Annotated in this window: 1 protein-coding gene and 1 pseudogene; one reads left to right on the top strand and one right to left on the bottom strand. The window is 60.1% G+C overall.

Annotation, left to right across the window (positions count from 1 at the left end; translation table 11 throughout):
• Positions 1 to 489 (top strand): annotated as a pseudogene (locus tag CW742_RS13100) (hypothetical protein); the annotation flags it as partial.
• A gap of 43 nt (positions 490 to 532) precedes the next feature.
• Here CW742_RS13100 and CW742_RS13095 read toward each other — a convergent pair.
• Positions 533 to 925: a hypothetical protein gene (locus CW742_RS13095; protein ID WP_292421089.1), complete on the bottom strand. Its 393-nt coding sequence runs from the start codon at positions 923 to 925 to the stop codon at positions 533 to 535.
• Between the last annotated feature and the right edge of the window lie 477 nt (positions 926 to 1,402).

The raw sequence follows: 1,402 nt of genomic DNA, 5'->3' as shown, positions 1-1,402 counted from the left end.
GACGACAAGGCGCTGCTCCTTTCCGGCCTCCTTGCCCGCGAAGGATACTCCGTCTCGCTCCTCAAGTTCGGCCCGGAGAGCCACATGGCAATGGGCATCGGTTCGGACGCGTTCCCGTACAAGGCAACGGGGTATACCTACCTCGAACCCATGACGCCGGCCTATACGGGTATCCCCACGTTCTCGATCATGACAAAGAAACCTCTCAACTCTGATCCCATGGTCATCCCGGTCAGCAACGGCACACGGGTGTATGGGAGCGGGGGCATGACGGCGTACATCAATGAGACCATGGTGAGGGTAAAGGCAGAGGAAGCGGCGCTGACTGCCCGGCTCGATGCCATCCCTGCCGGGGAGGAGGACAGCACGGAGTACCGGGCCATGGAGGCACAACGGGATCGAACTGCGGCCGTGTACCGGTATATCATGAACCACCCGCTCGACCGGCCGGGCACATACGCGTACCTGCAGCGGGACGCGGCAGGGTAAAAACGCCTGGGCGGAGGCGATCTCCGTATGCCGTGCCGGAAGATTATGGCACGAACCGGATGCCGGGCCAGATGGCGCCCCGGGCGTCATCGTGGGCGATATCGCAGCCGATCCGCTCGCTCACCGCCTGCCTGAATGCTGCCTCAAGGACGATCCTCGGGAACCTGCGGGTCTGCCGTGCACAGGTCCGGACCCACTCGGTCCAGAGGAGCATGCACTGGACGCTTCGCAGGCCGTCCTGCCGGATGTGGCGGGTCAAAAACTCCTCGAGGAGGACCAGCTCGTGGTGTCCGTCGGGGCCGGTGGCATTCCGCAGCATTCCGGTGCATTCCCCGTTTGCCGAAAGGATGCCGGTACTTTCCTTCATCCTGCGGAGTTGTCGTGGCTCTGCGGTTCGTGAAGCAATTCCGGTTCCGGGGCTCTGCACCGTGGTCATGATATATCAGCATCCCGGTATGTGCAACAGGGTATTAATATAGATTGTTGATCTCCTGGCGCCAGACCAATCGATTATATCGGATTTCACGATCATGGCCGCCGGGAAAATTTGTCCCCCCTTCCGGGAATGTGGCGGTCTGCATAGGCGCGGCGGGGAGCCATCATATTTCATCGGTATAGGGGTGATTTTCATCGACTGGGTGTGAACCCTTCCGGTTCATGCCCGTTTGTCCAGAGCAGATTTTTCTGGAACATCGCAGGGTTTTAACCCCTTTCGGGCCAACCTGTTCTCCGGATTTGCCATGGAGAAAGTTACTCTCGGCCCGATGCCGTAAATGAGCGTCATGCCCACTGTGCTCGTGGGCGCAAACGTTGACAACAAAGCAGATTACATGACTGCCGCGTGGGCGACCGTTGCCTGCATGGCGGCGCCGATGGTCGTCGTTGAGAGCAACAGGGCCAGGTATAGTCTGGG

This window comes from Methanoregula sp., assembly GCF_002835825.1.
Lineage (GTDB): Archaea > Halobacteriota > Methanomicrobia > Methanomicrobiales > Methanospirillaceae > Methanoregula.
This window is presented reverse-complemented; position numbering and strand designations above follow the sequence as displayed.

What these genes read in the sequence shown, in the direction of transcription:
- CW742_RS13095 (WP_292421089.1), bottom strand. Translation starts at nt 925, where the DNA reads ATGACCACGGTGCAGAGCCCCGGAACCGGAATTGCTTCACGAACCGCA.